This window comes from Streptomyces sp. NPDC054765 (assembly GCF_053612065.1).
The window spans coordinates 105,653-129,792 of the sequence record NZ_JBSHBP010000007.1; the positions used below are offsets into that span (position 1 = coordinate 105,653).

Annotated in this window: 20 protein-coding genes; 4 read left to right on the forward strand and 16 right to left on the reverse strand. The window is 69.3% G+C overall.

Features of this window, described 5'->3' with window-relative positions; translation table 11 throughout:
* Nucleotides 1-401 precede the first annotated feature (401 nt).
* Nucleotides 402-1,718, forward strand: coding sequence for an ADP-ribosylglycohydrolase family protein (locus ACWGJY_RS07250; RefSeq protein ID WP_453259848.1), 1,317 nt, complete (start codon nucleotides 402-404; stop codon nucleotides 1,716-1,718).
* Nucleotides 1,719-1,882: 164 nt separating this feature from the next.
* Here the strand turns inward: ACWGJY_RS07250 and lgt are convergent, their stop codons facing one another.
* The 9 genes from lgt to ACWGJY_RS07295 form a co-directional block, all read right to left on the reverse strand.
* Entirely contained in the window at nucleotides 1,883-3,022 is a 1,140-nt protein-coding gene (gene lgt / locus ACWGJY_RS07255; RefSeq protein ID WP_453259784.1) for a prolipoprotein diacylglyceryl transferase, read from the reverse strand.
* A 131-nt stretch (nucleotides 3,023-3,153) separates the two neighbouring features.
* Nucleotides 3,154-4,086, reverse strand: coding sequence for a DsbA family protein (locus ACWGJY_RS07260; protein ID WP_453259785.1), 933 nt, complete (start codon nucleotides 4,084-4,086; stop codon nucleotides 3,154-3,156).
* Nucleotides 4,087-4,287: 201 nt separating this feature from the next.
* On the reverse strand, nucleotides 4,288-4,863 hold the full coding sequence (locus ACWGJY_RS07265) for a cysteine hydrolase family protein (RefSeq protein ID WP_453259786.1): 576 nt from the start codon (nucleotides 4,861-4,863) through the stop codon (nucleotides 4,288-4,290).
* 58 nt (nucleotides 4,864-4,921) lie between these two features.
* Nucleotides 4,922-6,253 carry an MFS transporter gene (locus ACWGJY_RS07270; protein ID WP_453259787.1) on the reverse strand — a complete coding sequence of 444 codons (1,332 nt, stop codon included), beginning with the start codon at nucleotides 6,251-6,253 and terminating at the stop codon, nucleotides 4,922-4,924.
* Nucleotides 6,254-6,265: 12 nt separating this feature from the next.
* Nucleotides 6,266-8,047, reverse strand: a complete 1,782-nt coding sequence (locus ACWGJY_RS07275) for a hydantoinase B/oxoprolinase family protein (RefSeq protein WP_453259788.1) — start codon at nucleotides 8,045-8,047, stop codon at nucleotides 6,266-6,268.
* Nucleotides 8,044-10,155, reverse strand: coding sequence for a hydantoinase/oxoprolinase family protein (locus ACWGJY_RS07280; RefSeq protein ID WP_453259789.1), 2,112 nt, complete (start codon nucleotides 10,153-10,155; stop codon nucleotides 8,044-8,046). The genes ACWGJY_RS07275 and ACWGJY_RS07280 overlap by 4 nt, the downstream gene beginning before the upstream one ends.
* Before the next feature lie 179 nt (nucleotides 10,156-10,334).
* Entirely contained in the window at nucleotides 10,335-11,471 is a 1,137-nt protein-coding gene (locus ACWGJY_RS07285) for a pyridoxal phosphate-dependent aminotransferase (RefSeq protein WP_453259790.1), read from the reverse strand.
* Between the two features lie 246 nt (nucleotides 11,472-11,717).
* Nucleotides 11,718-12,431: a GntR family transcriptional regulator gene (locus ACWGJY_RS07290; protein WP_453259791.1), complete on the reverse strand. Its 714-nt coding sequence runs from the start codon at nucleotides 12,429-12,431 to the stop codon at nucleotides 11,718-11,720.
* Between the two features lie 248 nt (nucleotides 12,432-12,679).
* Entirely contained in the window at nucleotides 12,680-16,165 is a 3,486-nt protein-coding gene (locus tag ACWGJY_RS07295) for an indolepyruvate ferredoxin oxidoreductase family protein (RefSeq protein ID WP_453259792.1), read from the reverse strand.
* Between the two features lie 158 nt (nucleotides 16,166-16,323).
* On the opposite strand from ACWGJY_RS07295, the gene ACWGJY_RS07300 reads away from it, so the two are divergent.
* The 3 genes from ACWGJY_RS07300 (at nucleotide 16,324) to ACWGJY_RS07310 (ending at nucleotide 18,577) form a co-directional block, all read left to right on the forward strand.
* Nucleotides 16,324-16,812 carry an Lrp/AsnC family transcriptional regulator gene (locus ACWGJY_RS07300; protein ID WP_453259793.1) on the forward strand — a complete coding sequence of 163 codons (489 nt, stop codon included), beginning with the start codon at nucleotides 16,324-16,326 and terminating at the stop codon, nucleotides 16,810-16,812.
* 329 nt (nucleotides 16,813-17,141) lie between these two features.
* Nucleotides 17,142-17,927 carry a CoA transferase subunit A gene (locus ACWGJY_RS07305; protein WP_453259794.1) on the forward strand — a complete coding sequence of 262 codons (786 nt, stop codon included), beginning with the start codon at nucleotides 17,142-17,144 and terminating at the stop codon, nucleotides 17,925-17,927.
* Nucleotides 17,927-18,577, forward strand: a complete 651-nt coding sequence (locus tag ACWGJY_RS07310) for a CoA transferase subunit B (protein ID WP_453259795.1) — start codon at nucleotides 17,927-17,929, stop codon at nucleotides 18,575-18,577. The genes ACWGJY_RS07305 and ACWGJY_RS07310 overlap by 1 nt, the downstream gene beginning before the upstream one ends.
* A gap of 202 nt (nucleotides 18,578-18,779) precedes the next feature.
* Here the strand turns inward: ACWGJY_RS07310 and trpA are convergent, their stop codons facing one another.
* The 7 genes from trpA to ACWGJY_RS07345 form a co-directional block, all read right to left on the reverse strand.
* Nucleotides 18,780-19,598 (reverse strand): tryptophan synthase subunit alpha, encoded by an 819-nt coding sequence (trpA, locus tag ACWGJY_RS07315; RefSeq protein ID WP_453259796.1) that lies wholly within the window; start codon nucleotides 19,596-19,598, stop codon nucleotides 18,780-18,782.
* The gene (gene trpB / locus ACWGJY_RS07320; RefSeq protein ID WP_453259797.1) at nucleotides 19,595-20,881 is read right to left on the reverse strand and encodes a tryptophan synthase subunit beta; all 1,287 of its coding nucleotides are present in this window, start codon (nucleotides 20,879-20,881) and stop codon (nucleotides 19,595-19,597) included. The genes trpA and trpB overlap by 4 nt, the downstream gene beginning before the upstream one ends.
* A 303-nt stretch (nucleotides 20,882-21,184) precedes the next feature.
* Complete coding sequence (gene trpM, locus ACWGJY_RS07325) at nucleotides 21,185-21,472, reverse strand: tryptophan biosynthesis modulator TrpM (RefSeq protein ID WP_453259798.1); 288 nt, start codon at nucleotides 21,470-21,472, stop codon at nucleotides 21,185-21,187.
* Between the two features lie 25 nt (nucleotides 21,473-21,497).
* Entirely contained in the window at nucleotides 21,498-22,307 is an 810-nt protein-coding gene (gene trpC / locus ACWGJY_RS07330) for an indole-3-glycerol phosphate synthase TrpC (RefSeq protein ID WP_453259799.1), read from the reverse strand.
* Nucleotides 22,308-22,503: 196 nt separating this feature from the next.
* Nucleotides 22,504-22,950 (reverse strand): DUF2752 domain-containing protein, encoded by a 447-nt coding sequence (locus ACWGJY_RS07335; protein ID WP_453259800.1) that lies wholly within the window; start codon nucleotides 22,948-22,950, stop codon nucleotides 22,504-22,506.
* Between the two features lie 166 nt (nucleotides 22,951-23,116).
* Nucleotides 23,117-23,362: an HGxxPAAW family protein gene (locus ACWGJY_RS07340; RefSeq protein WP_453259801.1), complete on the reverse strand. Its 246-nt coding sequence runs from the start codon at nucleotides 23,360-23,362 to the stop codon at nucleotides 23,117-23,119.
* An 85-nt stretch (nucleotides 23,363-23,447) separates the two neighbouring features.
* Complete coding sequence (locus tag ACWGJY_RS07345; RefSeq protein WP_453259802.1) at nucleotides 23,448-24,131, reverse strand: TIGR02234 family membrane protein; 684 nt, start codon at nucleotides 24,129-24,131, stop codon at nucleotides 23,448-23,450.
* Between the last annotated feature and the right edge of the window lie 9 nt (nucleotides 24,132-24,140).

Genomic DNA, 24,140 nt, shown 5'->3' on the forward strand with positions numbered 1-24,140 from the left:
ACCATGAGCGCAGTGCACCCTCCGCCCGCGGACCCGGCCGCCCCCCGCCGCGGCGCGGGACGGTGGGCGCGACCGGGCCCGCGGCGCGATGCCCGGCCTCGCCGTCGGCGATGCGCCCGGCGCCCCTGCGGAGAGGCGACGCGCCCGGCGCCCCTGCGGGGAACAGGAAGCCCTCGCAGATCCGCCGCCGGGGGTGGCGCGACGCCTGCCGGGTGCTGTCCGGGTGTGCGCCGCCCCGCCCGGCCGGCACCGATCTCGTCGGGCCGGCCGGGCTGCTCGCCCGTACGGAGCTGACCGCCCCCGAAGGCGCGGGAGCGGCCGACCCGCCGGCCCTCCCGGAGGCCGTGCCCGGCGCCCTGCCGGCCCTCCCCCACCCCCACCGTGGAAGGACTCACCCGCACATGACCTACGCAAGCGAGCAGACACCGGCCGTGACCCCGGGCGCCGCCGCCACACCGGCCGCCCAGACCACCCAGGTCCTGCCGGCCATCTCCGTCACCCCGGTCGCGAAGCCGGTGCCCCCGGGTCCGGTGCCCCCCGCCGTCCCCGCCCCGCCGTCCCTGGAGGACCGGGCGACCGGCTGCCTGGTCGGCGCCGCCGTCGGCGATGCGCTCGCCGGGCCGGTGGAGGGCTGGTCACCGGAGGAGATCGTCAAGCGGCACGGCGGCCCGGTCGGGGGCATCGTCGGACCGTTCCACGACGACTGGCGCACCGCCCGTCCGATCGCGCCGTACCACAAGGGCGACGGACACGTCACCGACGACACCTTGATGACCCATGCGCTGGTGCGGGTCTACGAGACGGTGCGCGATCACCTCGACGCCTATGACATCGCCGACCACCTGGTACCGGATCTGATCGGCACCCCGCGCTGGATCCCGGAGCTGGAGGCCGAGGCACTGCCGCTGCAACGGATCTTCCTCGCCGAGAAGTGGATCGTGGCGCGGCTGCACTACGGGCACGCGGATCCGCGCGAGGCGGGCGTCGGAAACATCGTCAACTGCGGTGCGGCGATGTACATGGCACCGACCGGCATCGTCAACGCCGGCAACCCGGACCGGGCGTACGCCGAGGCGCTGGACATCTCCGGGGCCCATCAGTCCTCGTACGGGCGGGAGGCGGCGGGGGTGTTCGCCGCTGCCGTGGCCGCCGCGTTCATGCCGGACGCCACCCCGTCCTCGGTCGTCGTCCAGGCGCTGCGGCTGGCCAAGGACGGCACCCGCGCCGCGATCGAGGCGGTCTGCGAGGCCGCGTCGTCGCTCACCGGCCCCGAGTCGGCGCTGGTGGGGCTGCGTGCGGCGGTCGCGCCCTTCGACACGGTGGGCCCGGACTACCGCAATCCGTCGCTCGGCGCCCGGCGCCCCTCCCGGCTGCACGCCGTCGAGGAACTCCCCATCGCGCTCGGCATGTTGCTGACCGGTGGCGGCGACTTCCGGTCCACCGTCCTCGGCTCGGTCAACTACGGCCGCGACTGCGACTCCATCGCCACGATGAGCGGCGCGCTCGTCGGCGCCCTGCGCGGCGCGTCGGCGGTGCCGGCCGAGTGGAGCGGGGAGGTCGCCCGTGCCAGCCGCCTCGATCTGCAGGCGCCCGGCGCCGCGCTGGCCACCGTCGCCCGGGAGATCTTCACCCGCGACCGGGCCCGTGCCCGCACCCACGAGCAGGCCTTCACCGCGATCTCGGCCATCCCGGCGATGACGGAGGCGGGCGAACGGTGACGGACCCGGCGGCCGCCGCCCGGCCCGCCGCCCGGCTCCCGGCCCGCTCCCGGGAGCCGGCCGAGCGCCGCCACCGAGCCGCTGCCGCCGGGTCCGCACAGCACGGCGCCGGGCGGATCCGACGTATCGGGTCCGCCCGGCGCGGTCGGCAGCCGGTGGCCGCCTCAGGACTTCTTGGTGCTGCCGCTCCCGGCGGGCTTGGCGGCATCCGCCGGGGCATCCGCCGGGTCCGCAGCCTGGTTGCCGCGCGGCTCGTCCTTGGCGGACTCGGCCGCCGCCGCGGCCTTTGCGGCCCCGTCGGCAACCGGCTCCGTCGCACCGTCGTCGTCGGACACCGCCGTCGGTGAGGGCTTCGGCGACGGCTTCTCGACCGAGACCTTGGCATCGTCGGCGCTGTCGGTGCTGTCCGCGCCGTCGGCGCTGTCGGCGTCCTTCGCCCCTTCGGCGCCTTCGCCCTCCTGGCCCTCCTCGCCGTCGGCGAGCTGTGCCCCCGGCTCGACGACCGCTTCCCGGCCGGGTGCCTTCTTGGCGGAGATCACCAGATAGGCGATGGCCAGAATGAAGACGATCAGCGCGGTCCAGACGTTCAGCCGCAGGCCCAGGATGTGGTGCGCCTCGTCGACCCGCATGTACTCGATCCAGGCGCGGCCGGCGCAGTAGGCGGCGACATAGAGCGCGAAGGCCCGTCCGTGGCCGAGCCGGAAGCGCTTGTCGGCCCAGATCACCAGCGCCGCGACGCCGATGCACCACAGGCACTCGTACAGGAAGGTCGGGTGGTAGGTGCCGCCGACCCGTCCGATGGCCGGGTCGGAGCTGATCTTCAGCGCCCACGGGACATCGGTCGGCTTGCCGTACAGCTCCTGGTTGAACCAGTTGCCCCAGCGGCCGATCGCCTGCCCGAGGGCCAGACCGGGCGCCAGCGCATCGGCGTACGCCGGGAGCGGGATACCGCGCCGGCGGCAGCCGATCCAGGCACCCACGGCACCGAGCGCGACCGCGCCCCAGATGCCGAGGCCGCCCTCCCACACCTTGAAGGCGTCGAGCGGGTGGCCGTTCGGGCCGAAGTACGGCTCGTACGTCGTGACGACGTGGTAGAGGCGGCCGCCGACCAGCCCGAAGGGCACGGCCCACACGGCGATGTCGGCGACGGTGCCGGAGCGGCCGCCGCGCTGCACCCAGCGCTTGTTGCCGAGCCAGACGCCGACGAAGACGCCGATGATGATGCAGAATGCGTAGCCGCGCAGCGGGATCGGGCCGAGATGTACGACGCCGACCGACGGGCTGGGAATGAATGCGAGGTCCATGGCAGGGACGACGCTACCGCGCCGGGCGGGGTTGACGACAACCCGCCCGGCAACGGCTGCGTAACAGCCCTGTCCGCACACCATGACGCTGCGTGTCCGACAGGGCCGCGGCCTTCCTCGGGGGGACCCGGCTAGTACCCCGGCGTGGCGCTCGTTGCGGTCGGCTTCTCCTGGGGCGTGACGCTCCGTCCGGCCTGCTTGCCCTGGGGCGAGGTGCCCGTGTGCGGCGTGGAGCCGGTGTGCGGCGAAGTGCTGGTGTGCGGCGAGGCGCTTTTCCCCGGCTGCTTGCCCTTGTTGGCGTCCTGCACCATCTTCTTCAGGTCCGCGGGGGTGAACCGGCCGCCCTTCTCCTTCGACAAGTCCTTGCCGTTGAGCAGGACGGTCGGGGTGCCGCGGTATCCGGACTTGGCGAAGGCGTCATTGGACTTCTGCACGAAGCGGTCGTACCTGCCGTCGTTGACACAGGTGGTGAAGGCGGGGGTCACCAGCCCCTTGACCTTGCCGGCCAGTTGGAGGAGGTACTGCTTGTCGGCGAACTTGTCCTGCGGCTCGGGCGGTTGGTGGGAGTAGAGGACGTCGTGGTACGCGCGGAACTTCCCCGCGTCCTGGGCGCACAGGGCGGCGTTGGCGGCGTTGAGGGATCCCTTGCCGCCGGAGTTCCCGTCGATGATCGTCACGAGGTGGTACTCGCTCTTGAGCCGGCCGGAGTCCTCCAGCTCGTGGATGGCCGGACGGAAGCCGGTCTCGAACTGCTGGCAGGCGGGGCAGCGGAAGTCCTCCCACACGGTGAGTGTGGAGGGGGCGTCGGGTACGCCGACGGTGATGGCGGGTCTGCTGCCGCCGCTCGCCTGTTTCGGGCGGGCCGTCTCGTTGTCGGAGCTGCTCCCGCTGCCGCCGGACGAGGTCGCCCAGACGGCGATGCCGCCGGCGATCGCCAGCACCACCAGCACCGATCCGGCGACGATGGCCTGCCGGCCGCGCCGGGCGCGCGCCTTCTCCTTTTCCCGCTGTTCCTGCAGCCGCTCGCGGGCGGATTTCTTACCCTCATGGTTCTTCTGGCTCACGCCCCTGGACAACGAAGCGGAGGGGTGCCGCCGCACCCCTCCGCACCGATGTTCGCCCTATCGAGGGACAGCAGCCGGGCCTGCGTACCGCCGGACCGGCCGCGCGCACTGCCGCCGGCCGTACCGCCGGCCATGGTGCGGTGGGAGTGCTCGGGCTTGCCGTGGGTTTGCGGGCGGTACGGGCGGGGGCCTGTCGGACTTTTATGCTTCCAGGTCGTCGAGCCATGCCTGCGATGTCGTTACCCGAGCGCCGCGTACGGGGAAGACGCGCTCCATGAAGAAGTCATGGACATCCGGCTCGGCGTCGGCGCAGGCGTCGCTCACCACGGTGACGCGGTAGTCGTGATCGAGAGCGTCGAAGAGCGTTGCGGCGATCATCGCGCTGGTCGCCACGCCGGTCAGCACAAGTGAGTCGATGCGCTGGGCCCTCAGGAGCAGGTCGAAGTCGGTGCCCGTGAAGGCGCTGGTGCGCCGCTTCCCGACGATGGCCTCATCTGGACGCACGTCCAGCTCAGCGGCGATCCCGGTGTCCGGCGTTCCTTCGTGGAACAGGCTTCCGGCCTGGTGAAACCCCTGGAAGAGCAGGTTGTTTTCGGAGACATCGATTCCGGAGGCTCGCAGGTGGGTGCGCACAAAGATCACAGGAAGACCGTGATGCCGTGCTGCGGGTAGGAGCGACTGCAGTGCACCGATGGTTTCCCGGACGAAGGGGTAGCTCGCCAAGACGCCCGCTTGGATGTCTCCGACGACAAGTGCCGTTCGGGCACGGTCGGTCATGTGATCTGCTCCTCTTCTCAAGCTACGGCTACGGCTACGGCTACGGCTACGGCTACGGCTACGGCTGATCGGTCCCTGCCTCCTCTGCCCGGCGCCCGGCGGTGAGCAGGATCGCCACTCCGGCAGCCATGATGAGCGCGATGGTCAGCAGGGCGTAGGTGTAGCTGCCTGTTGCGGAGGCGATGGCTCCGGTCAGGTAGGGGCCGATGAAGCCACTGACGTTACTGACGGAGTTGATCAGAGCGATGCCCGAGGCGGCAGCTGCGCCCGTCAGACACAGCGGAGGCAGGCGCCAAAACTGTGGCATGGCGGTGTAGATGCCGGAGATGCTGAGGCAGAACGCGGTGATGAACAGGACGTTGTTGCGGGTGAACGTGGCCAGCAGCAGGCCAAGGATGCCCATGGCCATGGGCACGACGGTGGAGAACACCACCGACTTGCGCGATGTCACCCTCGGCCAGGTCAGCATGGCCACGATCGCGATCGCGGACGGGATGCCGGCGAGCAGCACGCTGCCGGCATTCGATGCGCCGGAGATGCTTCCGGTCAGGGTGGAGATCATCGTGGGCAGGAAGAACGCAATGGGATACAGCCCGAAGACAATCGCGAAGAAGGCCAGCGCGAGGGCCCAGACACGCCCGCTGGAAAGCGCCTGCCACACTCCCGAGAGTGCACCGTGGCTCTCTTGATCAGCCTTCTCCTGCATGAGCCGGCGCTCGATCGCCTCCTTCTCGGCCGTTGTCAGCCACTTCGCCTCACTGGGCTTGTCGGGCAGCATGGTGAAGATGAGGATTCCGGCCAGAATGGTGAGGCCCCCCTCGACGAGGAAGAGCGACCTCCATCCGGTAAGTCCCGTGAGGTTCTTCCCCCACGACAGGAGTGCGGCGGCCAGGGGCGAGCCGAAGATGCCGGAGAGGGGGATCATCATGAAGAACGCCGACATGGCCCAGGCCCGTTGTTTGCGGGGGAACCAGAAGGTCATGTAGAGCAAGATCCCCGCGGCCAGGCCCGCTTCGGCGAAGCCGAGGAGGATCCGCATCGCGTAGAGCTGTCCGACGCTCTGGACGGCTGCTGTCGCCATCGTGACCGCTCCCCAGGTGACGAGGATGCGCGTGATCCACCGCCGCGCCCCGAATCTGCGCAGCATCATGTTGCTGGGCACCTCGACGAGGACGTAGCCGATGAAGAACAGTCCCGAGGCCAGCCCCATCTGTGAGCTGGAGATGTGCAGCTCTTTGGTGAGGGGCTCGGCCATGTAGCCGAGGTTGGCGCGGTCGATGTAGCTCATGACATAGGCGACGCCGATGAACGGGATGATGCGCGCGCCTACTTTGCGCCAGACACGGCGCATGGATCGGTCGTGGAGAGCGGGGACGATGACCTCAGCCATGACAGTGACCTCTCATGGGATGCGGGTGGTCGGAGTTGCGGCCGGGCACGGGGGATGAGCGCCTGCGCGCTGAGCGGAGCGGAGTTCGTCCGTGGCAGTGGCGTCGACGGTTCCGTCGGGGACGACGACCACGCCATAGTCGCGGGCAGCTCCGGCGACGGTCACTTTCCCCTCCAGTACGTCGTGGAGGACCTGGTCGATGTCGCGGGTGAAGGGACTGCCGTGGCCTCCTCCTCCGGCAGTGAGGTGACGGTGGCGGTCGCCGGCGGTCAGGGTTTTGATGACCTTCGCCGGCAGGATCTCTTCCTGCGCCGTGCCGCCGTTGAGGATGTTGGACGACGGCGCGCCCCGACCTCCGTCCTCCAGGCCGTAGGGCAGGTGCTTGCGCCGGTCGGAGCGGATCTGTACGGATGCCTCGGCGTGCAGAATCGTCATGTCGCGGAAGGTCGACAGGCCGCCGCGCCACCGCCCCGGGCCGCCGGTGTCGGGGAGGTAGCCGTAGCCGTCGATGCGCAGGTGCCCGGACTGCTCAAGCTCTTCGACCGGTGTGTTGGCGAGGTTCGCGCCAAGTGGGCTGATGCCGTCCACACCGTCACGGTCGGGTCTGGCTCCCCAGGCCCCGCACAGGACGTCCCACAGGACCGCGCTGGATCCGTCCTGCTGTGTGATGCCGATGGCGATGGAGTCGGGACCCCCGTCGCCGGCAGCCGGCACACGGTGCGGGAAGACCGGTGCCAGTGCTCCGAGGACGGTGTCGATGATGCGGTAGGCGACCAAGCCCCGTGCGCCGCGGGCTGAGGGCCGCTTGCCGTTGAGGATGGAGCCCTCGGGGATGGTGAAGGTGAAGGGACGGTAGAAACCGCTGTTGGCGGGGATATCGGATCCCAGGGCGCCCTGGACGGCGGCGTAGGACGCGGACTGGGTGAAGGAAACCGTGGCATTGAGAGCCGAGGCGACCTGGGGGGACGATCCGGTGAAATCCAGGTGCAGCGCATCGTCGGCGATGGTCACCGTGACCCTGAAGGGAATGGGAGGCGATCCCAGACCGTCGTCGTCGATGTAGTCCTCGAACGCGTAACTGCCGTCGGGTGCCTGCGCGAGTGCGGCTCGCAGGAGCGTCTCCGAATAGTCGAGAAGTTCGTCGGTCAAGGCCGACAACTCCTCGCCACCGTGCCGCTCGGCAAGGTCCTTCAAACCCTCGCCGCCGGCGTGACAGGCGGCGAGCTGCGCTTCGAGGTCGCCGCGCAGCAGGGCCGGCTCGCGTACGTTGCGCAGGATCAGGGCAAGGAACGTCTCGTTGAGCGTGCCCGCTTCCACGAGGCGGGACGGCGGGATCTGAACGCCCTCGGCGAAGATGCTCGTGGACTGCACGGCCATGGAGCCTGCGGCCCATCCGCCCACGTCCGCGTGGTTGACGACAGTGACGGAGTAGCCGATCAGGTCCTGCCCGTCGGTGAACACCGGCGCGACGGCGAAGATGTCCGGCAGGTGCATACCGCCCAGGTCAGGGTCGTTGAGGAGATAGACATCGCCGGGGCGGACGGTGTCCCCGAAGGCGTCACGGACGGCACGCATCGCCTCGGGGATGGAGCCGAGGTGCACGGGACACGTGTTGGCCTGGGCGATGACCCGCCCGGAGGCGTCGCACAGCGCAGCGGAGAAGTCCATGCTGGAGGCGACGATCTGGGAGTGGGCAGTACGCAGGATGGTGATCGCCATCTCGTCGGCGAGTCCGGATACTGCGTTGCGGAACACCTCGAACGTGGCGGCGTCACGGACGGGGCGCGGGCTCATGACGATTCCTTCGTGGCAGTGGTCCAGCTGATGACGATGTTGTTGAGGCTGTCGAGGTGTGCGGTGGCTCCCGGCGGCACGAGGGTCGTGGAATCCATGTCCTCGATGACCAGCGGCCCGGATACGGGGTGGGAGTGGAGTTCCGTGCGGGCGATGACCCGAGTGGTCTCCGTTCGGTCGAACCGGCACGCTCGGGTGGTTGCGGGCCTGGATGCCGCCGGCGCGAGATGCAGGGCGCGGTCGATGGTGAGGGGGTTGCGCACCCTGGCCCGGACACGGATATTCACGATCTCGACGAGGTCATCGCTGCCCGCACGGCCGTAGGTGCGGCGGTGTTCGGCGTGGAACTGCCCGCGCGCCTGGGCCATAAGGGTGGGCGTGAGGCTGCCGTTCGGCACCGTGACCGGGAGTTCGAACCGCTGGCCGTGATACCGCATGTCGAGGATGCACTGAACATCAGCTTCGGAGCCCGGCACGGCCTCGCGCAGCGCACGCGTGACGTCCTCGGCCATACGGTCGAACTCAGCCGAGAGCGCACCGAGTTGCTCGAATTCGGGCCGGTAAGGCACCACCATTTGCCGTGCCGTATCGGCCACGAGGAGACCGAGGCTGCTGAACAGTCCCGTATGTACGGGGACGATGACAGTGTCGATGCCCAGTTCCTTGGCCAGCGCCGCACCGTAGAGCGGGCCTGCCCCGCCGAAGGCCACCATGACGGCGTCCCGCGGGTCACGGCCTCGTTCACTGGTGACGGCCTTGACCGCCTTGGTCATGTTGGAGACCGCAACTTCGTAGGCGCCGCGCGCGGCGGAGGGGATGTCCACGTCCAGCTGCCGGGCGACGGCTACGAGGGATTTCTCCGCGAGGTCCGGCCGGATGGCCACGCGGCCGCCTGCGATGGCTTGGGGGCTCAGGTAGCCCAGTACGACATTGGCGTCCGTGAGGGTGGGGCTGTCGCCGCCGTTGCCGTAACAAGCAGGGCCTGGCCGGGATCCCGCGCTCTCGGGGCCGACCCTCAGGGAGCCTCCCGCATCGGTGGACACGATGCTGCCTCCGCCGGCGCCCACTTCGGCGATGTCGATGGACGGGACACGCACGGTGTAGCCGGCGCCTCTGCCCATGCTGCGGGTGAGGTTCATGCCCCCGCCGACTTCGTAGTCGGCAGCGACAAATGGCTCTCCGTCCTCGATGAGAGAAGCCTTGGCAGTGGTTCCGCCCATGTCGAATGCCACGACAGAGTCGAGTTTCATCAGCTGGGCGAGTTTCTGGACGGCGATGACGCCTGCTGCGGGGCCGGACTCGATGATCTGAACAGGGCGCTCCACCACGGAAGGCGCGTCGAGGAGGCCGCCGCTGGACTGCATGATCATGAGAGGCTCGGTAATGCCCGCGTGGTGCAGCCCTTCGCTGAGCGCGGTGACGTAGTCGCGCACCTGCGGCCCTACGTAGCTGTTCACGACCGCTGTGCTGGTGCGCTCGAACTCCTGCATCTGCGGAGAGATGTCGACGGAGGCAGTGACGTACACCCCGGGCAGCAGATCGCGCAGTTCAGCTGCCACGCGTTGTTCCTCGTCGGGGCGGACATGGGAGTTGATCAGGCACACGGCGACGGCTTCGATGCCTGCGACACGGATCTGATCCGCCAGGTCGGCCACCTCGGCGATGTCCACAGCAAGCTCAAGAGCGCCGCTGGAGGCAATGCGCTGGTGCAGCTCGTAGCGGTGGCGCCGCGGCGCCAGGGGGACGGGCTTCTGCCAGGACAGGTCGTACAACAGGGGGCGGCGCAGGCGGCCGAGTTCCAGAACGTCCCGGAAGCCCTTGGTGGTGACCAGTGCGGTGCGTGCGCCACGCATTTCCAGGATGGCGTTGGTCGCCACCGTGGTGGCGTGCAGCATCGCGTGAACCTGATGGGCTCCGACGCCGGCGTCGGACAGCGCGGTAGTTGCGCCTGTGACGACTGCGGTGCCGAAGTCGGGCGGGGTCGAAAGAACCTTGACCGGCACGACGCGGCCACCCGGTCCGAGGGCGATGACGTCGGTGAAGGTGCCGCCGATGTCGGCGCTGACGCACCAGCCTTCGTCGGCATTGGTCCTGGGCGCTGCTGGCACGTTCGGCTCCTTCGAAGGGGCTGGGGACGCAGACGCCGCACAGACGGATGCGTCGACAACAGGAAGGGAATGAGATCTCAGATCTCAAACCAACTCATCTGAGATCTTTTCGTGGGTTGAGCGTTGACTCTGCGTACGGCACCTGGGCAGCCGACGTGGCCGCTCGGGGTGCGGTGGTGTCAGGCGTAGGGGGCTTGCCCGGCCAGAGAAGTCAGGCGCCTGCCCACTTCAGCCAGAGAGTCAACGCTCCCGCCGTACAGCACGCGGGCATGGGTGGGAGGGCCCGCGAAGGCGTCCCCGGCAATGGCGGTGACGCCGTGTGACAGGAGAAGGTTCTCCAGGTCGCGGCCCGTGACTCCAAGGGAAGCGAAGTCGGCGAAGGTGAAGACGCCGGCGTCGGGCCGCACGGCTTTCAGGCCTGCTTGTGCAAACCCTGCCAGTTGCACGTCACGACGGAAGCGCAACGTCGCAAAGGACGACTCGATCCACTCTTGCGGCCCGGCGATGACAGCCTCCGCAGCGGCCTGCGCCACGTCGCCGACATTGATGGAGTCCCATTCGAACGCGCGGTGTATCGGTTGCAGCAAGTGGGCGGGAGCATTCACGTACCCCACCCGCCAGCTGGTGAAGGCGTAGTTCTTGCTGAGGCTGGTCACCGTGACCAGATCGGGATGGCGCTCCCGTAGGAGCATCTGGGGCGTGTAGCCGGGGCCGTCCCACACATAACGCTCGTAGGACTCGTCGGCGAGCACGACCATCCCGTGACGTGCCGCCACGTCAAGAAGTTCCACGAGCCGCCGGCGACCGGGGACGTAGCCGGTGGGATTGCTGGGATTGCAGATCAGCAGCGCCTTGGTCGCGGGGGTCACGGCAGCCTCTACCGCCTCGGGGTCGTATTCCCATCCGAGGCTTTCCTCCAAGGGCACATAGACCGGACGGACTCCGGCCATGCGGATCATGCCGTCGAAGAAGTAGGTGGGGGCCGGTACGACGATCTCGTCACCGGGCTCCAGCAGGGCCCGGATGGCGACACTCATTCCGTGTTGCGCACCATGGGTGATCAGGAGTTCGCTCTCCGGATCCACGTCCAGCCCGAAGGTGGATTCCAGGTGACAGGAGATCGTTCGGCGCAGTTCGGCGGAACCACGGCTTCGACGGGGAAAGAGCTGACCCGCCGCGATCCGGGCAGCCTCGACGACATGACGCGGCATCGGCAATACCGGCACGCCGCCCATGGGGATCAGATCAGCGCACGGCCCTGACTCGCCGAGCGTCCGTTCGGCGAGCTCAAGAGCGGGCAATCGTCTCAGAGCCATGATGATTCCCTTCGAAGGCATCGGGCGGGCCGCGAAAGCCCCGCCACTGCAGGGCGGCTCTTGTCGTTGTCGCGAATTCCGAGCCGGAGCACCTTGCTCACTGACAGGTGAGCGGACGTTTCGGGGAGGGTGGCCGAACCGCACTTTTGGCGAGATCCCTAACAAGCAATCTGAGATCTCAGTTCACCATTCCGATACCCCCCTGTCAATCGTTCCGTACCACCGGAAAGAACTCCCGGGCGCATCTCAGGACACCTGGATGCTGGCCTGCGTGATCGAATCGCTCGACAGGAGGGTGTCGATGATCTGGCTCTGCGAGCCCGCCATCCGTGCGGCCATGGCCGCACGGGCGGCGACGGGATCCCGCCGCCGAATGGCCTCAAGGACCACGCGCCGCCCATGCGCCGCCGACGCCGAGAACGGCAGCGACTTCAGAGTGATCCGCAGGACGCGTTCCAGCTCGTCGAAGACCCGCGTGATCGACTGCGCCAGCATGTCGTTGCCGCAACCGTTCGCGATGATCGTGTCGAACTCGAAGTTGGCCCGGAGGAAGGCTTCGACGCTGGCGACGTCGCCCAATTCGTAGGTCGCACCGAGCAGCTCTTCAAGGCGGGCGAGGCTCGACTCGGGGCGGCCGAGCTGCGCGGTCAAGCCGGCCGCCTCCGTCTCCAGGAGCTGACGGAACGCACACAGGTCCCGAGTGCGCTTCAGGGTCACCGGGAGGATCCGGTACCCCGATCGGGGCAGCACCTGGACCAGACCGTCACGCTGGAGACGGGTCAGAGCCTCCCTGACGGGCATGGTGCCCGCCTCCGCCAGGCGCGAAAGCTCAGTTTTGGTGACGTGCGCGCCCGGCTCCAGTTCGAGCTCGATGATCCGTCGCTTGATCGCAAGGTAGGCGCGCTCGGTAGCGTTTGCACTGGCGTGATCGGTGCTGAGAATGGCCGGCAGGTATGTCACACCACCATGATGGCACCAGTGATCCCAGATAGGTGCTCTCAGATCTTGGATTGCCGGGGTGTGGCCATGGCGTCAGGGCGCATCGCCGAGCCGCTCGCGGGCCACGGAACGAGCCGCCTCCCACGTGGTCACCGGACGTCGGGCGAGCCGTGTGCCGAGGTGACCCGAACCCGAGAGGGTCATCCGCGGCCCTTCCCCCCTGGCAAAGCCGTTGGTGGCGGAATGCGCCGCTGCGAGGAGCAGGAGTGTCAGGGGGCGGGAAGTGCGCCGGACGGCGTCAAGTGCAGCGAGCTGAGGAGCACGGCCTGGCGGCTCCTGTAGTCGGCCACGTTGCGCAGTTTGAGCTGTTCGTAACCGCGCACCCGGTCGGGCAGTTCGGCGAGCTCCTGGACGAGCTGAGGGTCCGACCCGCTCGCCGACAGCGCGCGCAGGACGGTGCGTCGATAGTCCTCGACGAGGGAACGCTCGACGCGGCGGACGTGCGCATACCCGAAGGGGTCCAGGGGCGTTCCCCGAAGGGTTCGCATGGCGTGCAGCAGCCGGAATGCCGGCCGGAACCAGCGTCCCAGGCTGACCTTGCGCTCGATGCCCACAGCTCTCAGGACAGGTGGGTGGAGCCGGTAGGAGAAGCGTGAACCCACGCCGAACTGCGACTCGATCTGGTGCTGCAGGGTGTCGTCGAGTGCTAGACGGGCGACCTCGTACTCATCCTTGTACGTCATGAGTTTGCACAGGTTGCGGGCGACCGCCTCGGTGATGGCGGTGGAACCCGCTTCGATACTGCGGATCTGCTCGACGTAGAGCGCATAACTGCGTGCGTACCGCTCGTTCTGATACTGGATGAGGTCCGGGATACGAATATCGAGCAGCCGGGCCAGTTCCGTTCCGGGCTCTGCCGCGACCAGAGACCGTACCCGCGCAGCGGCGGGCGGGGCAGGACGGGCAGCGAGGGGACGGCGCACCGGCGTGGCGGCAGCACTGGCCCCCTGGGGGTCGGCAATCAGCTGGCGCCCCCTGCGGAAAGCCTGCAGGTTGGTTTGCACGGCGACGCCGTTCAACGTGATGGCCCGCTCAATCGCTGCGGCGGACAGCGGCAGGGCTCCACTCTGGTAGGCCACGCCGACCTGCAGAACGTTCGCGAACTGGTCCTCGCCGAAGAGGGCTTCGGCCTGGGCTCGGGCGTCCAGGTAGATGGCACGGGCGCTCGCCGCGCGGATGGCATCCCTGATCCGGTCTTGATCGGGGAAGGCGACGTCGGTGTCGACGACCATACGGCCGGTGGGCACTTCGGTCGTGGAGACCACTGAGGTGGTGCGTTCGGCGTCTGCCGCGGAGAGGTACTTCGGGTCGGCACCGACGAGGATGTCGCAGGCCAGATAGAGATCGCACTCCGAGGCAGCCAGCCTGGCAGCCTGCTCCAGGACTGTCGAAGTGATCTTTACGTCGGAGACGACAGCCCCGCCCTTCTGCGCAAGTCCGGTCTGGTCGAGGGAGCGCACGTGTTTGCCGTCGAGCACTGCGGCGGTGGCGAGGATCTGGGCAACGGTGACGACACCGGTGCCGCCGATGCCGGCGATGCGCAGGGTGAAGGTGTCCTGATCACCGCTGCGCACAGGCTCGGGCAGGTCGGCCGCGGACAGCGCCGGTGCTTCCCGCCGGGCCTTTCGGCCGCTTGGTGTCACGGCGACGAACGAGGGGCAGTCGCCGTCGAGGCAGGAGAAGTCGAGGTTGCAGGAGGACTGGTCGATGGCGGTCTTGCGACCGTACTCGGTGGTCACCGGTTGAACGGACAGGCAGTTGGACTTGGTTCCGCAGTCCCCGCAGCCCTCGCAGATCCTCTCGTTGATCACGACCCTGGTCGTAGGCGCAGCCGCCTTGCCGCGTCGGCGCTTGCGGCGTTTCTCGGCGGCGCACTCCTGGTCGTGGATGAGTACCGTGACGCCAGGCGTCGCTGCGAGTTCTTCCTGACTGCTGATGAGCTGATCACGGTGGCGGACCACGACGCCCTTGGGAAGCGCGGCTTTGCGCAGGCGTTCGGGGGCCTCACTGGTGATGATCACCTTGGCGGCACCTTCGAGGAGCAAAAGGGCGGCGACGCGGTCGACAGGCAGGGCTCCGACGGCCTTCTGCCCACCGGTCATGGCCACGGCGGAGTTGTACAGCAGCTTGTAGGTGATGTTGACGCCGGCAGCGACTGCGGCCCTGACCGCGAGGCTCCCTGAGTGCATGAAGGTGCCGTCACCGATGTTCTGCACGAAGTGGTCGTCGTCCAGGAACGGAGCCATGCCTATCCACTGGGCGCCCTCGCCTCCCATTTGCGTCATGCCGACGACGTTGCCCACCTGCTCGGGCTCCATGAACACGGCCATCGTGTGACAGCCGATGCCCGCACCGACCAAGGATCCGTCGGGGACCTTGGTCGAGGAGTTGTGCGGGCACCCCGAACAGAAGTACGGCGTTCGTGTCAGCAGCGGCAGCGAGATGCGCTCGCGCGGGCGACGGGCTTCCGCAGGAGCGAGGTACCCGTGATCTGCAAGGCGATTGCCGAGGCCGATGGCGATCGCCTCGGGACCGAGCTCCCCGACCGCGCTGAACAGCGTCGTCCCCTTCGGACCGTACTTGCCGTAGACGGCCGGTCCCCCGGTGCCGCCGTAAAGGGCCTCCTTGACGGCCGCCTCGATGAACGAACGCTTCTCTTCCACCACGATGACTTCACGCAGGCCCGAGGCGAAATCACGCACGATGGTCGGCTCAAGGGGGTGGATGGCGGCCAGCTTGAGCTGACGGACCCCGACGCGGGCGAGGGCTTCTTCGTCCAGGCCCAGACTTCGCAGGGCCTGCTGGACGTCGAGGTGGGTTTTGCCTGCGGTGATGATGCCGATCCGGTCCGCCGGTGTGCGGTTGAGGATCCGGTTGAGGTTGCCGGCCCGGAGGTAGTCCAGGACCAACGGAAGGCGCACGGTGTAGAGGCTCTGTTCCAGAGCGGCAAGGCTGCTGCCCAGCAGATGCCCATGGGGCCGGTGGGTGTAGGCACCGGACGGCAGTGCCGGCGGCTGCCAGGCGGGATGCACGATCGCAGTGCCTGCCGCGTCCGCGACATCGGTGACGACCTTCATCGCGGCCCACACGCCGCTGGCCCGGGACAGCTCGATGGCGTGCATCCCGTAGTCCAAGATGTCCTGCGGGTCGGACGGAGAGAAGACCGGCATGGCGAGGTCGGCCAAGGCGAGTTCCGAGGCGCAGGGCACCGACGAAGATTTCGCCGCAGGGTCGTCCCCGACGAGGGCGAGTGCGCCCCCTCGGGCAGAAGTCCCGACGAGGTTGGCGTGGCGCAGGGCGTCGGTGGCCCGGTCCAGACCAGGGGCCTTTCCGTACCAGAGCCCGATCACGCCGTCGGCGCGCAGTTTCCCTACCCCGGCAGCCAGTTGACTGCCCATGACGGAGGTGGCGGCCAGTTCCTCGTTGAGGCCGGGACGGTGCACCACGTCATGTTCCGTGAGCAAGGGCGTATGGCGCATCAGTTCAAGATCGAAGCCGGCCAGCGGCGAGCCTTCGTAGCCGGAGACAAAGGCGGCATTGCGCAGCCCGGTACGCCGATCTTGCCTGATGCGGCTGAACAGCAAGCGCACCAGGGCCTGGACTCCGGTCAGGTAGACCCTGCCCTCGTCTCGCAGGTATCGGTCCTCCAGCGTGAAGCCGCCAGACGTCTCCGTTGAATCGTCCACAACAGTCATGCGATCACCTAGCTCCCAGCTGAGCAGGCCGGATGTTCAATTGGCCCAGATACTAGAAACAAGGGGGGCATGTAGGTCAATGAAGCTGGCCATTGACTGGGCCAATGGCCTGCTGTTTGACTGCGCAGCAGGTCAAAGGAAAGGACATCGGTACAGCCATGGACGACCTTGACGCTTCCCTTTTGCGCCTCCTGCTCGAGGAACCACGGGCCGGGATGCGCGAGTACGCGCGCATCCTGGGAGTGGCCAGGGGCACTGTGCAGGCCCGGCTCAACCGTCTGGAGAGCACAGGAGTGATCGCCGACCACGCCCCACAGCTGAGCGTTGCCACGATGGGGTACCCCGTCCTCGCCTTCGTCCACCTGCACCTCGCGCAGGGCAGGCTGGACGAGGTCACTGCGGCGTTGCACGCCATACCCGAGGTCATCGAGGCGCACAGCGTCACCGGCGAAGGCGACTTGGTGTGCCGCGTCGTGGCCCGGGAGAACGGCCACCTGGAGGACGTGATCCAGCAATTGATCAAGCTTCCCGGCGTCGTTCGCACGAAGACCGAGGTCGTTCTCAGCGAGCGCATGCGACGACGCACGCTGCCGCTGGTGTTGCAGGCCGGCAAGCGCCGGCCGACGCCGCCCACCACGCAGGCCTGAGCAGCCGCCCGTAGTCGCACAGGGGCACGGCGGAGCGCCCCACACCCTGCCGCCCTGCCGCCCCGCGGCAGCGAGGCGGCGAGGCGGCGAGGCGGCGAGGCGGCGAACCACGCTCCATGGACACACAGGGGAACGACCGCTAACGTACCCCTCCAGCGCGTTAACGCCTGTTAACCCCGGATGGCGCCTGTTGGTGGCCGGCCTCAGCCCGGCTCGCCACATTCTGCAGCCGCATTTCGCCTGTTGGCGTCGATTCCGTTCCAGCTGGCAGTCCCTGCGCCGGTGGCGCATCAGCACCGTCCGCCGTCGCACCCCAACCGGAGGCACCGATGGACAAAATCGTCACTTCGGCCACCGATGCGGTCGCGGAGATCCCCCATGGAGCTTCGCTCGCCGTCGGAGGCTTCGGACTTTGCGGCATCCCCTCGGTACTCATACAGGCTCTACTCGAACGCGGCACAACAGACCTGACAGTCGTATCCAACAACTGCGGTGTGGACGACTGGGGTTTGGGATTGCTGCTCAGCGCTCGGCGCATCTCTCGGGCGACGTGCTCATACGTCGGCGAGAACAAGGAATTTGCTCGCCAGTACCTGGGCGGAGAAATGGAACTGGAGCTCGTACCGCAAGGAACTCTCGCCGAACGACTGCGGGCCGGCGGCTGCGGGATCCCTGCCTTCTTCACACCAGCAGGTGTCGGTACCCAGGTCGCCGAAGGCGGGCTGCCCTGGCGGTATGACCCGAGTGGAAAAGTCGCAGTCGCCTCGCCCAAGAAGGAAGTGCGCGCGTACAACGGGAGGGAATACGTACTCGAGGAAGCCATCACCACAGACTTCGCCCTCGTCCGGGCAGCCAGAGGAGACCGGCACGGGAACCTCGTCTTCGACAAGTCCGCCCGGAACTTCAATCCGCCGGCCGCAATGGCCGGTCACGTCACCATCGCGGAAGTCGAAGAACTCGTCGAACCCGGCGACCTCGACCCGGACAGCATCCATCTCCCCGGAGTGTTCGTACAGTCGGTACTCGTGCTGACTCCCGCACAGGCCACCGACAAGCGCATCGAGAAGAAGACCGTGCGCCGGGCGCATGCCACCACGAGGGGAGCGCAGCACTGATGACCTGGTCGAGAGACGAAATGGCGGCACGGGCAGCTCGGGAACTCTCGGACGGCGCCTATGTGAATTTGGGTATCGGGCTGCCGACGCTGGTCCCCAACCATCTTCCTCCCGGCATACACGTAGTCCTGCAGTCCGAAAATGGCATCTTGGGCCTCGGGCCCTACCCCACTCCTGATGAGCTGGACGCGAACCTCATCAACGCCGGCAAAGAGACCGTGACCGTCACTCCCGGCTCCTCATTCTTCGATTCCGCCCTGTCCTTCGGCATGATCCGCGGCGGTCACATCGACGTGGCCATTTTGGGCGCCATGCAGGTCTCGGCCGAGGGAGATCTTGCCAACTGGACGATCCCCGGCAAGATGATCAAGGGGATGGGAGGAGCTATGGACCTCGTGCACGGTGCCCGTCACGTCGTCGCCCTGATGGAACATGTTGCCAAGGACGGCACCCCGAAGATCGTCAAGGAATGCTCGCTGCCTCTGACGGGCCGGCGATGTGTGCAGCGCGTGATCACCGATTTGGCCGTGCTCGACATAACGGTCCACGGGCTGCTGCTCACGGAGACCGCCCCGGGCGTAAGCGTGGCCGACGTGAAACAAAGGACAGCGGCCGAACTTCAGGTCGCGGACTCTCTCAGCACCTCGTGACGCCGCCGCGGTGTGTCCGGTCGAGATCCCTGTCGGTCCGGCCCGGCTGGGGTCCGCCGCCCGTTCACCTTGACCGGCTCCGCCCGCGGCGCCAGTTTGACCAGGGAATTCACTGGTCAAACTCGCGCCGCGAGCACCAAGCCGAAGCGCGCCACCACCACATCAAGCGGCGACTGCGACTCCAGATCCAGCAGACTTGGCCCTAGTCCCGCTTGCGCACGCCCTCGGCCAGCTCGCCCGCCAGGGCGCGGACCCCGGCGAGCCCGGCCGCCAGGTCACCGTCCGCGGCCAGCATCCGCTTGACGAACGCCGAGCCGACGATCACACCGTCCGCGAACCGGGCCACCTCGGCGGCCTGTTCGGGGTTGGAGACGCCGAGGCCGACGCAGACCGGCAGCCCGGTGGTCGCCTTGGTGCGCCGTACGAGGTCCTGCGCCTGTGCGCCCACCGACTCGCGGGTGCCCGTGACGCCCATCAGCGAGGCGGCGTAGACGAAGCCGGAGCCCGCCGCCGTGATCTCGGCGAGCCGCGCGTCCTTGCTGCTGGGGGCGACGACGAAGACGGTGGCGAGACCGTGCTTGTCGGCGTGCTCGCGCCAGGTGGCGGACTCCTGGACGGGCAGGTCGGGCAGGATGCAGCCCGCGCCGCCCGCCTCGGCGAGCTCGGCGGTGAAGCGCTCGATGCCGTAACGGTCGATCGGGTTCCAGTACGTCATGACGAGGACGGGCTTGCCGGTGGCCTCGTGCGCCTCGCGCACCGTGCGCATCACATCCGCGATCTTGACTCCCCCGCGCAGGGCGATGTCGTCGGCGGTCTGGATGACCGGTCCGTCGAGGACCGGGTCGCTGTGCGGCAGCCCGATCTCCACGATGTCCGCGCCGCCGTCGAAGACGGCCTTGGCCGCCTCGATGCCGCCGTCGACGGTCGGGAACCCGGCCGGCAGATAGGCGATGAGGGCGGACCGGCCCTCGGCCTTCGTGGCGGCGAGGGTGTCACTCAACAGCTTGATGTTCCCGCTCACTTGACGTCCCCCTCGATCTCCGCGTCCGCGGTGTCGGTGTCCGCCTCGACGGCGGCGTCCGTGTCGTACAGGCTGAAGTAACGGGCGGCGGTGTCCATGTCCTTGTCGCCGCGCCCGGACAGGTTGACGACGATCAGCCCGTCCGTGCCGAGCTCCTTGCCGAGGTCCAGCGCCCCGGCCAGGGCGTGGGCGCTCTCGATGGCCGGGATGATGCCCTCGGTCTGCGACAGGAGGCGCAGCGCCTGCATCGCGGCGTCGTCGGTGACTGCACGGTACTCACCGCGGCCGCTGTCCTTGAGGAAGGCGTGCTCGGGCCCGATGCCCGGGTAGTCGAGACCCGCCGAGATGGAGTAGGGCTCGGTGATCTGGCCCTCCTCGTCCTGGAGGACGTAACTGCGGGACCCGTGCAGGATGCCCGGCTCACCGGCGCTCAGTGTGGCGGCGTGCTCACCGGTCTCGATGCCGTGGCCTGCGGGCTCGCAGCCGATGAGCCGGACGCCGGCGTCCGGGATGAAGGCGTGGAAGAGCCCGATGGCGTTGGAGCCGCCGCCGACACAGGCGACGGCCGCGTCGGGCAGCCGGCCCGCGCGCTCCAGGATCTGGCGGCGCGCCTCGACGCCGATGACGCGGTGGAAGTCGCGGACCATCGCGGGGAACGGGTGCGGTCCGGCGACGGTCCCGAAGAGGTAGTGGGTGCGGTCGACGTTGGCGACCCAGTCGCGGAATGCCTCGTTGATGGCGTCCTTGAGGGTGCGGCTGCCGGACTTCACGGCGATGACCTCGGCGCCGAGCATCCGCATCCGGGCGACGTTGAGGGCCTGGCGCTCGGTGTCGATCTCGCCCATGTAGACGGTGCATTCGAGGCCGAAGAGGGCGCAGGCGGTGGCGGTGGCGACGCCGTGCTGGCCGGCGCCGGTCTCGGCGATGACGCGGGTCTTGCCCATCCGCTTGGTGAGCAGCGCCTGGCCCAGCACGTTGTTGATCTTGTGTGAGCCGGTGTGGTTGAGGTCCTCGCGCTTGAGGAACACCCGCGCCCCGCCGGCGTGTTCGGCGAACCGCGGTACCTCGGTCAGTGCGCTGGGGCGCCCGGTGTAGTTGACCATCAGGTCGTTCAGTTCGGCCGCGAACGCGGGGTCCGCCTTGGCCTTCTCGTACTCGGCGGCGACCTCGTCGACCGCGGCGACGAGCGCCTCGGGGATGAACTTGCCGCCGAAGGCACCGAAATAGCCTTCGGGGCTCGGCACGCGTCCCTCGGGGTCGGGAAGGAAGAAATCGGAGGACATCAGACGCACTCCTCTGCCGGGGCAACTGCCCCGGAAGTCCGGTTGTGTCGGAGATATTCGGGATTCAGGCATCACGGTAGGCGGCGCGCACGGCGAGGGACCACTGCCGCCGCGGAGCCGCAGGGGCGGTTGCGCGGGGCCGGCCGATGCCGTGGAACGCGGCCGCAGCGCCCCCCCGCCCCCTCCCCCTCTCCCCCTTCGGGGGAGGGGGCGGGGGGTGGGTTCGGGGGTGGGGGGAGCGAGCAGGCGGTCAGACGACCGCCCGGTCCCTGTGCACCCCGGCGCCGGCACGGGGCCGACGCGTCAGCGCGCGGGCCCCGGTCGCCATCGCCTGCCGTTGATCTGTCCCGGCTCCGATCCAATGTGATACCTGACCCTGCGCCCGTGGACCCGCCGTGCGGGCGCCCGGCAGCCGCGATGCCACGGGGGCAGCGCGCAGCGCTTCGCCTCGGGGCGGCGGGGGACGGGCGGGAAGCCCCGGCCCGGCGCCGGGGCGGGCAGGCGGGGTGCCCGTGCCGCGACGCACACACCGGCCGGGCCCGGGTACGGAACCCGGACCTGGCGGCGGCAGTCTGCGGCGGTGGCGGTCATGTCGGTGTGTGCCGTCCCCGGCCGCTCAGGACCGGCCGTGCCGGATCGCGGGGTGGGAGCCGGCGGCGACCAGATCGGCGACCGCGGTCCTGGGGTCCTTGCCGGTCACCAGGGACTCACCGACCAGTACCGCGTCCGCGCCGTCATTGGCGTAGGCGATCAGGTCGTGCGGTCCGCGCACCCCGGACTCGGCGATCTTGACGATGTGGCCGGGGATCTCGGGCGCGATCCGGGCGAAGTTGCCGCGGTCGACCTCGAGGGTCTTCAGATTGCGGGCGTTGACCCCGATGATCTTCGCGCCGGCGTCCACCGCGCGGGCGACCTCTTCCTCGTCGTGCACCTCGATCAGCGGCGTCAGCCCGATCGACTCGGCCCGCTCGATCAGCGAGACCAGGGCCTCCTGCTCCAGCGCGGAGACGATCAGCAGCGCGAGGTCGGCGCCGTAGGCACGGGCCTCCCAGAGCTGGTAGGCGGTGACGATGAAGTCCTTGCGCAGGACGGGGATGTCGACCTTCGCACGGACGGCCTCCAGGTCGGCCAGCGAACCGCCGAACTTGCGCTGCTCGGTCAGGACGGAGATGACCGCCGCGCCGCCCGCCTCGTAATCGGCGGCCAGACCGGCCGGGTCGGCGATCGCGGCGAGCGCGCCCTTGGAGGGGCTGGAGCGCTTGACCTCGCAGATCACCGTGACGCTCTCGCCCTTGAGGGCGGCGACGCCGTCCTTGGCGGGGCGCGCCTTCCGGGCCCGCTCCTTGAGCTCGTCGAGGCCGACGCGCGCCTGCCGCTCTGCGAGGTCGGCGCGGACGCCGTCGATGATCTCGTCGAGCACACTCACGCGAGCGGCCTCCTTCTGGAGCGGTGGAGGTGAACAGTGGGCCGGGGGACGCACTGTCCTGTCCGGCACTCCGATGGTATCCGCCATGGCAGGCAGGTCTCACATCCGGTGGACCGCGGTCCCACGACCTGGGCATTTCCGGGGCGCGGACGGGGCTGCTGACGGGGTTGCGCACCCCCGCACGGACGTCCGGCGGTCACGGGGCCAGCCCGCTGCCGAAGGGGAGATTGCGGACGACCGTGAAGACCAGCAGCAGACCGCCCAGCGCCCACCAGTGGGCGGCTCGCGGGCGCGGCCCCGCCGTACGCCGTCCGCGCACCGCACGGCTCAGCCAGAGCACCCAGAAGGCCGCACAGGCGGCGTATCCGGCCACCGCGAGGGCATTGGCGCCCAGCGCCGCGGCGAGATCGCCGTGGGCGACGGCATGGGCGCTGCGCAGCCCGCCGCAGGCCGGGCAGTAGAGGCCGGTGAGGTGCAGCAGCGGGCACACGGGGTAGTGGCCCGGCTCGTTCGGGTCGACCGCACCGAGGAAGGCGAAGGCGGCCGTGGCGGCGGCCACGACGCCCAGGGGTGCCGCGAGACGGCGTGGCAGGCCGCCGGGCAGTGGGGTGTCGGGCCGGGGCTGCGCCGCGGGTTCGCTCACGTGCCGATTGTGCGGTCGTACGCGCAAAGGCGCAGCTTCTCGGCCGCCGCCCGGAACGGGCACGGACGGCGGGTACGGCACCTGGGGTGCCCACGGGCCGGGAAGCGGCGCCTTCGAGGGGTGCCACGAGGGTGGCGCCGGGCCGCGGCGCCACGGGAGCGGGAGTTCAGCCCTCCTGCGGCTGCGCCTGGGCCTGGGGGCGCGGCTTGGCCGAGCGCTTGGGCTCCTGGCCCAGGCCGGCCGCGCGCATCAGTCCGCCCACCACGGCACCGAGGCAGGTCAGCACGATGCCCGCCCAGAAGCCGGGCACATTCGCCAGCACGATGAAGGCTCCGGAGACGCAGAAGCCGATGAACGAGATGATGACGCCGGTCCAGGCGGCGGGGGTGTGTCCGTGGCCACTGCTCGACATGAATGCTCCTCGTTGCTCTCTCGCGCCGGGGTCGGGGCGCGGTGATCCTCTTCGCCCATTGTCACCGATGCCCGGGGAGGCACCGTTACCGGGTGGGGTCCTCACCGCGGTCCAGGGACTTCCAGATCTCCTCAGGGCGGTCCAGATCCGGCGTGGCCGGCGCCCGCCGCGGGCCACGGGCGCCACCGGGCGTGCGCTCGTAACGGCCCGACATTGCAGGCCAGTGGCGTCCGCGGACCAGTGCCAGCAGCCCGGCGGCCAGCAGCAGCAGACCGCCGGCCACGGCCACCCACGGCCATCCGGTGTGCGTGACGTGATGCACATCGGCTCCGGTCAGCCCGACCGCGGTGGCCGCCTTCTCGCGCAGCGCCGAGTTGTCGGAGTTGCCCCGCACCGCGGCGACGATGATGCCCGCGCCGCTGAGCGCGAGCAGAGCCGCGACCGCGACCCGGCCGGCCCGGCGCACCGCGAAGACGGCGACCAGCGCGGCCAGCCCGACGACGGCCAGTGCGCCGGGCACCCCGGTCACATCGGCGCCGGTCACGCTGCGCGGCAGCTCGCCCTGGGCCAGCACAGCGGAGCCCTCGGCCCAGGTACGGCCGGAGGCCAGCAGCGCCAGGGCGGCGCCGGCCGCACCGGCCGACAGCGCCAGGGCGAGACTGCGTTTCGCGCCGGAGGCGGGCCCGGCCGGCGTGGGCACGGGCCCGCCCGGGGGCTCGGTCTCGCCCGGGGGCTCGGTCTCGGCAGGGGTCTGGGGTGCGGCACTCACACGTACCAC

What these genes read in the sequence shown, in the direction of transcription:
- lgt (WP_453259784.1), bottom strand. Translation starts at nt 3,022, where the DNA reads ATGGACCTCGCATTCATTCCCAGCCCGTCGGTCGGCGTCGTACATCTC.
- ACWGJY_RS07305 (WP_453259794.1), top strand. Translation starts at nt 17,142, where the DNA reads ATGGACAAAATCGTCACTTCGGCCACCGATGCGGTCGCGGAGATCCCC.
- ACWGJY_RS07310 (WP_453259795.1), top strand. Translation starts at nt 17,927, where the DNA reads ATGACCTGGTCGAGAGACGAAATGGCGGCACGGGCAGCTCGGGAACTC.
- ACWGJY_RS07300 (WP_453259793.1), top strand. Translation starts at nt 16,324, where the DNA reads ATGGACGACCTTGACGCTTCCCTTTTGCGCCTCCTGCTCGAGGAACCA.
- ACWGJY_RS07270 (WP_453259787.1), bottom strand. Translation starts at nt 6,253, where the DNA reads ATGGCTGAGGTCATCGTCCCCGCTCTCCACGACCGATCCATGCGCCGT.
- ACWGJY_RS07295 (WP_453259792.1), bottom strand. Translation starts at nt 16,165, where the DNA reads ATGACTGTTGTGGACGATTCAACGGAGACGTCTGGCGGCTTCACGCTG.
- trpM (WP_453259798.1), bottom strand. Translation starts at nt 21,472, where the DNA reads ATGACCGCCACCGCCGCAGACTGCCGCCGCCAGGTCCGGGTTCCGTAC.
- ACWGJY_RS07265 (WP_453259786.1), bottom strand. Translation starts at nt 4,863, where the DNA reads ATGACCGACCGTGCCCGAACGGCACTTGTCGTCGGAGACATCCAAGCG.
- trpB (WP_453259797.1), bottom strand. Translation starts at nt 20,881, where the DNA reads ATGTCCTCCGATTTCTTCCTTCCCGACCCCGAGGGACGCGTGCCGAGC.
- ACWGJY_RS07340 (WP_453259801.1), bottom strand. Translation starts at nt 23,362, where the DNA reads ATGTCGAGCAGTGGCCACGGACACACCCCCGCCGCCTGGACCGGCGTC.
- ACWGJY_RS07275 (WP_453259788.1), bottom strand. Translation starts at nt 8,047, where the DNA reads ATGAGCCCGCGCCCCGTCCGTGACGCCGCCACGTTCGAGGTGTTCCGC.
- ACWGJY_RS07250 (WP_453259848.1), top strand. Translation starts at nt 402, where the DNA reads ATGACCTACGCAAGCGAGCAGACACCGGCCGTGACCCCGGGCGCCGCC.
- ACWGJY_RS07285 (WP_453259790.1), bottom strand. Translation starts at nt 11,471, where the DNA reads ATGGCTCTGAGACGATTGCCCGCTCTTGAGCTCGCCGAACGGACGCTC.